We start from the raw sequence: 7,805 nt of genomic DNA on the forward strand, positions 1-7,805 counted from the left end.
CCGCCGCCCTGCGGGCCCTCGCCGCGGCCGTCGGCGGCGACGAACACGTGCGCACCGACGCGGAGAGCCGCGTCCGGCACACCCGCGGCAAGTCCACCCCCGACCTGCTGCGCATCCGCGCCGGCGACGTCACCGACGTCCCGCAGGCCGTCGTCCTGCCCGCCACCCACGACGAGGTCCTCGCCGTCCTGCGCGCCTGCGCCGCACACGGCCTCGCCGTCGTGCCCTTCGGCGGCGGCACCTCGGTGGTGGGCGGACTCGCCCCGCACCGCAGCGCGTTCGTCGCTCTCGACCTGCGCCGCATGAACCGGCTGCTCGACCTGGACCCCGTCTCCCGCACCGCCGTCCTCCAGCCCGGCCTGCGCGCCCCCGAGGCCGAAGCCCTGCTCGCCGAACACGGCTACACTCTCGGCCATTTCCCGCAGTCCTTCGAATGGGCCACCATCGGCGGCTTCGCCGCCGCCCGCTCCAGCGGACAGGCCTCCGCCGGGTACGGCCGCTTCGACGAGATGGTCCTCGGCCTCACCCTCGCCACCCCCGAGGGCACCCTCGAGACCGGCCGCGCCCCCCGCTCCGCCGCCGGGCCCGACCTGCGCCAGCTGGTCCTCGGCTCCGAGGGCGCCTTCGGCGTCATCACCTCCGTCACCGTACGGATCCGCCCCCGGCCCGAGGTGCGGGTGTACGAGGGCTGGCGGTTCGACTCCTTCGAGGAGGGCGCCGCCGCACTGCGCCGGCTCGCCCAGGACGGGCCCCGGCCGACCGTGCTGCGCCTGTCCGACGAGACCGAGACGCTCGTCGGACTCGCCCAGCCCGACGCGATCGGCGCCGATCTGACCCAGGGCGGTGCGGGCTGCCAGGCCATCACCGGGTACGAGGGGACGGCCGAGGACACCGCACACCGCCGCGAGCGGGCGGCGGCCGTCCTGACGGCCTGCGGCGGCACCCTGGTCGGCACGGAACCGGGCGAACGCTGGGCGCACGGCCGCTACTCCGCGCCGTACCTGCGCGACGCCCTGCTCGACGCCGGCGCGTTCGCCGAGACGCTGGAGACCGCGGCCTTCTGGTCCCGCGTCCCCGAGCTGTACACGGCCGTCCGCACCGCCCTGACCGACACCCTCACCCGGGCCGGCACCCCACCCCTGGTGATGTGCCACATCTCCCACGTGTACGAGAACGGCGCCTCGCTGTACTTCACCGTCGTCAGCGCCCAGGGCGAGGACCCGGTGGCCCACTGGACGCCCGCCAAGCACGCCGCCAACGAAGCCGTGCTCGCCGCCGGCGGCACCATCTCCCACCACCACGGGGTCGGCACCGACCACCGCGACTGGTTCGTCCGCGAGGCCGGCCCGCTCGGCGTCTCGGCCCTGCGCGCCGTCAAGCGCCGCCTGGATCCCGAGGGGCTGCTCAACCCCGGCGTCCTGCTGCCCACCGACTGACCCGACACCCGATCCCACCGACCGCCTGCCTCGGAGGCCCACCGATGCGCCAGTTCACCGCCGTCGTCAACCCCACCGCGGGCGGCTCGACCGGGGCGGCGACCCTGCTCCAGCTGGCCCGGCTGCTGCGCGCGGCCGGCGCCGAGCTGGAGACCGAGTACAGCCGGAGCCTCGCCCACGCCCAGGACATCGCCCGCGCCGCCGGTGAACGCGGCCGGATCGTCCTGGCGGTGGGCGGCGACGGCATCGCGGGCGGCATCGGCGGCGCGCTCAGCGGCACCGGAACCGTCCTGGGCCTGGTACCCGCCGGACGCGGCAACGACTTCGCCCGCGCGCTGCACCTGCCCGCCGACCCGGCCGCGCTCGCGGAGATCCTGCTGCACGCCGAGCCGAGGCCCGTCGACACCATCGAGGTGGAGTCGGCCGTCCACCCCCGCACGGTGGTCCTGGGCAGCGTGTACGCGGGCGTCGACGCGGAGGCCAACCGGCACGCCAACAACGCCCGGCTGCTGCGCGGCGCCGCCTCCTACTACGCGGGCGGCCTGCGCGCCGTCACCACCTGGCGGCCCGCCGACTACCGGGTCACCGTCGACGGCGAGGAGCACCGCCACCGCGGCTACACCGTCGTCGCGGCCAACTCCCCCTACTACGGTTCCGCCCGGCTCATCGCTCCCGGGGCGCGCGTCGACGACGGGCTGCTGGACGTCGTGCTGATCCGCGAGGCCCCGCGCCGGCTGTTCTTCACCCTGATGAACGAGCTGAAGACCGGCGCCCACACCGACCGCCCCGAAGTACGCGTCCTGCGCGGCCGGGAACTGCGCATCGAGGCCGACCGCCCCGTCCCCTACGGCGCCGACGGCGAGGTGGAGGCCACCCTCCCGGTCACTCTGCGGGTGCGGCCCGGGGACCTGCCGATGCTGTACTGACCCCCGCACCGCCCATGGCCCGCCGCCGGCCCTGACCCCGCTCCCGGCAGGGCGGCCGGCGCCGCAGGGGCGCGTCACCCGCTCACCCCTGGGGCGGGCAGGCGGGGCCGGGGGGAGTGCCGTGACGCTGGAACAGACCGAGGGCGTGGTGCGGGCGGTCGTCGTGTACGAAGGGCGGCTGCTGGTGCCGGACGGACCGGAGGGACACGACCGGTACCTGCCCTGGACGTGGGGCGGTGGCTGCGTCGGGCGGTGGCGCGGCGAACGTCAGCCGTCGGGCGGCCGTGCGTCGGACCGGACGTCAGGCGGTGGTGCCTCGGGTCGCGGGGCGTCGGGCGGCTGGCCTCAGGCGAAGGCACGTCGGACTGGGCGTCGGCGTGGTGCGGTGGTCGGCTACGCGTCGGACGGCGGCGTCAGGAACCGCGCCCGGTCGACCACCGCGCGCTCGATCTCGCCCGCCGCGACGACGCGGCCCGAGTCGTCCACGGCCCTAACCGCGAAGGTGAGCCGGCGGCCCGCCGGAGCGGACGCGGGCTCGGCGGTCACCTCGACCGCCCCACCCACCCGCGTGGCCCGCAGATGCTCGACGCGGACCGCCGTACCCACGCTTGTCTGGCCCGTCCCGAGGAACGGCACCGCGGCCGCTACGGTCGCCGCCTCCATCCACGCGATCAGCCGGGGCGTCGCGAGCACGGGCACATCACCGCTGCCCACCCGCTCCGCGGTGTCCGCGTCGGTCACTTCATGGCGCATCCCCCCACGCTAGCGCCTCTCTTCCGGCGGCCCGGGCGGGCCCGGCGGGGGGCGGGCCCGGCGCCCGCCTCGGTCCCTCGCCGGACCGGCTCCGGGCTGGTCGGCAAGCGCGGTCGACCCGCACCGCCCGGGCCCGAGCCAGGGCTTGTCGGGAAGCGTGGTCGGTGGGTAGCCCGCCTCGCCCGCTGCCGGGCTCGAATCAGGGCTTGTCGGGGAGCGTGGTCGGTGGGGTAGCCGCCTCGCCCGCTGCCGGGCCCGAGCCAGGGTTTGTCGGGGAGCGTGGTCGGTGGGGTAGCCGCCTCGCCGCCGCTGGGCTCGAATCAGGGTTTGTCGGGGAGCGTGGTCGGTGGGGTAGCCGCCTCGCCCGCTGCCGGGCCCGAGCCAGGGTTTGTCGGGGAGCGTGGTCGGTGGGGTAGCCGCCTCGCCCGCTGCCGGGCCCGTTCAGGGCTTGTCGGGAAGCGTGGTCGACGGGCACCCGCCTCGCCGCCGCTGGGCCCGAATCAGGGCTCGCCGGGAAGCGTGGTCGACAGGCGCCCCCTCGCCCCCCGCAGGGCTTGCTCAGGGCCGCCCAGGGAAAGCACGGCCGATCAGCACCCCTGCCGGCCCCTCGGGCCCGCCCCCGGCAGCGCCGTCGGTCGGTGCCGGCCTCCGCTTGCGGTGCCGTACGCACCGGGTTTCAGTGATTACTGACCCCTCGCAGACCCCCTTCCGGATGGCTGCCCCCTCGCGCGCCTGGAGCTGTCATGTCGATGTCGTTCGGTGCACCGTTCGGTTCGTCGGATCCCTTCAGCGAGCTGTTGAACCGGTTCTTCGGTATGTCACCGGCGTCCTCGCCCCCCGCGGTGCAGCGCGTCCCCATCGGCCGGCTGCTGACGGAGTCGTCGCAGCAACTGCTGAACCTGGCCGCGCAACGGGCCGCCGAGGACGGCACCTCCGACCTCGACACCGAGCACCTGCTCTGGGCGGCCACCCAGGTCGCCCCGTCGCGCCGGCTGCTCTCCCAGGCCGGCGTGGACCCCGACGCCGTCGCCACCGACCTGGCCGAGGTCCTCCCGCGCGAGTCCGGCGAGCCCTCCGCGCGACCGGGCCTGACCCCGGCGGCCAAACGCACGCTCGGCGCCGCCTACGCCCAGTCGCAGGCGGCCGGTGTGTCCTACATCGGCCCCGAGCACATCCTGGGCGCCCTGCTCGGCGACAGCGACACGGGTGCCGCCCGGCTGCTGCGGGCGGAGGGCCTGGACGCCAAGGGCCTCACCGGCCTGACCGAGCAGGCGGCGACCCGTACCGAAGGAGCCCCGGCCGAACGGAAGAAGCCGGCCACGACCCTGGACGAGTACGGCCGGGATCTGACGGAGGAGGCGAAGGCCGGCAAGCTCGACCCGGTCGTCGGGCGGGCCGAGGAGATCGAGCAGACCATCGAGATCCTCTCCCGGCGCTCCAAGAACAACCCCGTGCTGATCGGCGAACCCGGAGTCGGCAAGACCGCCATCGTGGAGGGCCTGGCCCAGCGCATCGTGGCGGAGGAGGTGCCCGAGGCCCTGAAGAACAAGCGGGTCGTCTCGCTGGACCTGTCGGGCATGGTGGCGGGCGCGCAGTACCGGGGGCAGTTCGAGGAGCGGCTGAAGAAGGTCATCGAGGACGTCCAGGCGGCCGGCGGCGACATCATCCTCTTCATCGACGAACTGCACACGGTCGTCGGCGCCGGCGCCACCGGCGAGGGCGCCATGGACGCGGGCAACATGCTCAAGCCCGCCCTCGCGCGCGGGGACCTCCACGTGGTGGGCGCCACGACCATCGACGAGTACCGCAAGTACATCGAGAAGGACGCCGCCCTGGAGCGCCGGTTCCAGCCGGTGCTGGTCCCGGAGCCCACGGTCGAGGAGACGGTCCAGATCCTGGAGGGGCTGCGCGACGCCTACGAGGCCCACCACCAAGTCCGCTTCGACGACGGAGCGTTGGCCGCCGCCGCCGAACTGTCCGACCGGTACATCAGCGACCGCTTCCTGCCGGACAAGGCGATCGACGTGATGGACCAGGCCGGCGCGCGGGTGCGGCTGCGCAGCGCCGGACGCTCCACCGAGGTCGTCAGCCGCGAGGACCGTATCGCCAAGCTGCGCAGGGAACTCGAACAGGCCGTGTCCGCCGAGGACTTCGAGAAGGCCTCGGAACTCAAGCGGGAGATCGCCGAGGCGGAGGGCGAACTCGCCGGCATCGAGGAACGCCGCGAGGGCGTCGTCTCGGTCACGGCCGCCGACATCGCCGACGTCGTCTCCCGCCGCACCGGCATCCCGGTCTCCCAGCTCACCGCCAGCGAGAAGGAGAAGCTCCTCCGGCTGGAGGAGGAGATGCACGCGCGGATCGTCGGCCAGGACGAGGCGGTCACCGCCGTCTCCCAGGCCGTACGCCGCAACCGGGCCGGCATGGGCGACCCGAACCGGCCCGTGGGGTCCTTCCTCTTCCTCGGTCCGACCGGTGTCGGCAAGACCGAACTCGCCAAGACCCTCGCCGCCCTCCTGTTCGGCGAGGAGGACCGCATGGTCCGGTTCGACATGAGCGAGTTCCAGGAGAAGCACACCGTCGCCCGGCTGGTCGGCGCGCCTCCCGGATACGTCGGCTACGAGGAGGCCGGCCAGCTCACCGAGAAGGTCCGCCGCCAGCCCTACAGCGTGGTGCTCTTCGACGAGGTGGAGAAGGCCCACCCCGACGTCTTCAACACGCTGCTGCAGATCCTGGACGACGGACGGCTGACCGACGCCCAGGGCCGCACCGTCGATTTCCGGCACTGCGTCGTCATCATGACGTCCAACATCGGCGCGCACCGCATCCTGGACCACAAGGGCGAGGTGTCCGACCTCAAGGACGCGTTGATGGACGACCTGCGCACCCGTTTCCTGCCGGAGTTCCTCAACCGGATCGACGACATCATCGTCTTCCACGGCCTGACCGAGGACGACCTGGGGCGGATCGTGGACCAGCTGCTGGACCGGAGCAGGCACAAGGTGCACGCCCAGGGCATCGGCCTGGAGGTCACGGAGGCGGCCAAGAAGCTGCTCATCGCCCACGGCCACCAGCCGGAGTTCGGCGCCCGCCCGCTGCGCCGCACGATCCAGGCGGAACTCGACAACCGCATCGCCACCCTGCTGCTGAGCGGCGAGGCGAGTCCCGGCGACACCATCGTGGCCGACGTGCGGGACGACTCGCTGCACTGCTCGGTGCGGCGGGGCGAGCCGGAAGCGCCGTCGGCGCAAGGAGGCTGACGCAGCGTCGGGCATGCCGGGAGAGACCGGCGCACCGTCGAGGACTCCCGGTCACCCCCCGATCGACACGACGACGGCCGTCGCCGGTCCGTCGGGGGTGTCGTAGTGGACGGCGTCCCCGGGCCGGCGTCCGAGCAGCGCGCGCCCGAGCGGGCTGTCGGCGGTGACGAGCGTCTGGTCCAGCGCCTCGGCGACCTCGCCGATCTGCAGGGTCTCCGTCGCGCCGTCGGAGAAGCGGACGGTGACCGTGCTGCCCACGCCGACCACGTCGGTGGGGGCGGGCCCGGCCACCGCCGCCTCGCGGAGCCGTTCGGTGATGTCCTCGATCCGACGGTCGAGGCGCCCGAGCTGATCGGCGCGCCGCAACTCGTCGGCCTGGTCGGCCTGGTCGCCCACCGAGGCGTCCCGCAGCGTGCCGGCGACCAGCCGGCGCTCGTCCTGGAGGTCTGCCAGCTCCTGCTCCAGCGCACGGCGGGCCTGGGCGCTGATCGGCTCGGCATCACCGGTCATGGTGTCTGCTCCTCTATGCGCGGGCAAAGCGTGAAAAATCCGGCATTCCGCATCATAGTCGGGCGAGCGTCTGCCGCTGCCTCCGGTGGAGTGCTCGGAAATGCGGGGATATCGTGCTTATGTCCAGAATGGGGAGCCGTGTACGCTCCCCTCCCTGCCCCAGGAGGTGCCCATGTCCTCGAAGCGACGTCGGAAGAAGAAGGGGCGGCGCAAGCACGCGGCCAACCACGGCAAGCGCCCGCAGTGCTGACCTTCCGGTGCCCCGCGGCAAGCACGTCCGGGCCGCCGTCCGCGCGGCGGCCCGACCGCCTCCGGCCGGGGGCGGCCCGTCAGCCCGCCAGGGCGTCGCGGACGCTGGGGTAGCAGGGGAGGAGGGGGGTGAGGCCGACGATCTCCAGGGTGCGCAGGACGGGCCTGCGGACGCCGGCCAGCCGCAGCCAGCCCGTCGGACCGTGCGCCTGATGGCCGGCGATGAGCACGTTGATGCCGCTGGAGTCCATGAACGGCACGCCGCTGAGATCCGCCACGGTGCGCGCCCCGTCCGGGTCCGCGGGGGTCAGGGCCTGACGGAGGGTACCGGAGGTGTGGTGGTCGACCTCGCCTGTCACCGTGACGACGGTGACACCGTCGACGACGGACCGGGTGACCGACAGCCGGTCCGGTTCTGCCTGTTCGTTCGTCTCTGCCGTGTCCGCCACGCGTTCCTCGCCCCTGCTCGCCCGATCCTTGCCCAGACCTTCCCTGCTCGTGAGGCTGCCCAGGATCCCGCGAGGGATTCCCTGCAACCTCTCCTGCCCCTCATGTGTCCAGTCCATGACGGAACGGCCGCAACCAGGCCCGCCCGCGGCCTGTTTGCCTGCCCATCGGCGTTCGGGCCCTCGCCGTCCCTGTGACGCACGCCGAGGAACCCGCCCCCGCCCTGG

7 protein-coding genes are annotated in these 7,805 nt (G+C 73.9%); 4 read left to right on the forward strand and 3 right to left on the reverse strand.

Annotation, left to right across the window (positions count from 1 at the left end; all coding sequences use genetic code 11):
• Positions 1 to 1,436, forward strand: a 1,436-nt coding sequence (locus CCN44_RS26120; protein ID WP_107502108.1) for an FAD-binding oxidoreductase, incomplete at its 5' end; no start/stop codon positions are given.
• A 44-nt stretch (positions 1,437 to 1,480) separates the two neighbouring features.
• On the forward strand, positions 1,481 to 2,362 hold the full coding sequence (locus tag CCN44_RS26125; protein ID WP_059247148.1) for a YegS/Rv2252/BmrU family lipid kinase: 882 nt from the start codon (positions 1,481 to 1,483) through the stop codon (positions 2,360 to 2,362).
• Between the two features lie 393 nt (positions 2,363 to 2,755).
• Here the strand turns inward: CCN44_RS26125 and CCN44_RS26130 are convergent, their stop codons facing one another.
• Positions 2,756 to 3,115: a thioesterase family protein gene (locus tag CCN44_RS26130; RefSeq protein ID WP_086700062.1), complete on the reverse strand. Its 360-nt coding sequence runs from the start codon at positions 3,113 to 3,115 to the stop codon at positions 2,756 to 2,758.
• Between the two features lie 743 nt (positions 3,116 to 3,858).
• On the opposite strand from CCN44_RS26130, the gene CCN44_RS26135 reads away from it, so the two are divergent.
• Complete coding sequence (locus tag CCN44_RS26135; protein ID WP_086700065.1) at positions 3,859 to 6,372, forward strand: ATP-dependent Clp protease ATP-binding subunit; 2,514 nt, start codon at positions 3,859 to 3,861, stop codon at positions 6,370 to 6,372.
• 51 nt (positions 6,373 to 6,423) lie between these two features.
• On the opposite strand, the gene CCN44_RS26140 is transcribed toward CCN44_RS26135, so the two are convergent.
• Positions 6,424 to 6,882, reverse strand: a complete 459-nt coding sequence (locus CCN44_RS26140; protein WP_059247151.1) for a GreA/GreB family elongation factor — start codon at positions 6,880 to 6,882, stop codon at positions 6,424 to 6,426.
• Between the two features lie 172 nt (positions 6,883 to 7,054).
• Here CCN44_RS26140 and CCN44_RS47880 point away from each other — a divergent pair, with 172 nt between their 5' ends.
• Positions 7,055 to 7,132 carry a 50S ribosomal protein L37 gene (locus tag CCN44_RS47880; protein ID WP_391045673.1) on the forward strand — a complete coding sequence of 26 codons (78 nt, stop codon included), beginning with the start codon at positions 7,055 to 7,057 and terminating at the stop codon, positions 7,130 to 7,132.
• 79 nt (positions 7,133 to 7,211) lie between these two features.
• On the opposite strand, the gene CCN44_RS26145 is transcribed toward CCN44_RS47880, so the two are convergent.
• A complete protein-coding gene (locus tag CCN44_RS26145; RefSeq protein WP_223283678.1) occupies positions 7,212 to 7,580 on the reverse strand; it encodes an STAS domain-containing protein in 369 nt (122 codons plus the stop codon).
• Between the last annotated feature and the right edge of the window lie 225 nt (positions 7,581 to 7,805).

This window comes from Streptomyces tricolor, from assembly GCF_002155905.1.
GTDB classification, from domain to species: domain Bacteria; phylum Actinomycetota; class Actinomycetes; order Streptomycetales; family Streptomycetaceae; genus Streptomyces; species Streptomyces tricolor.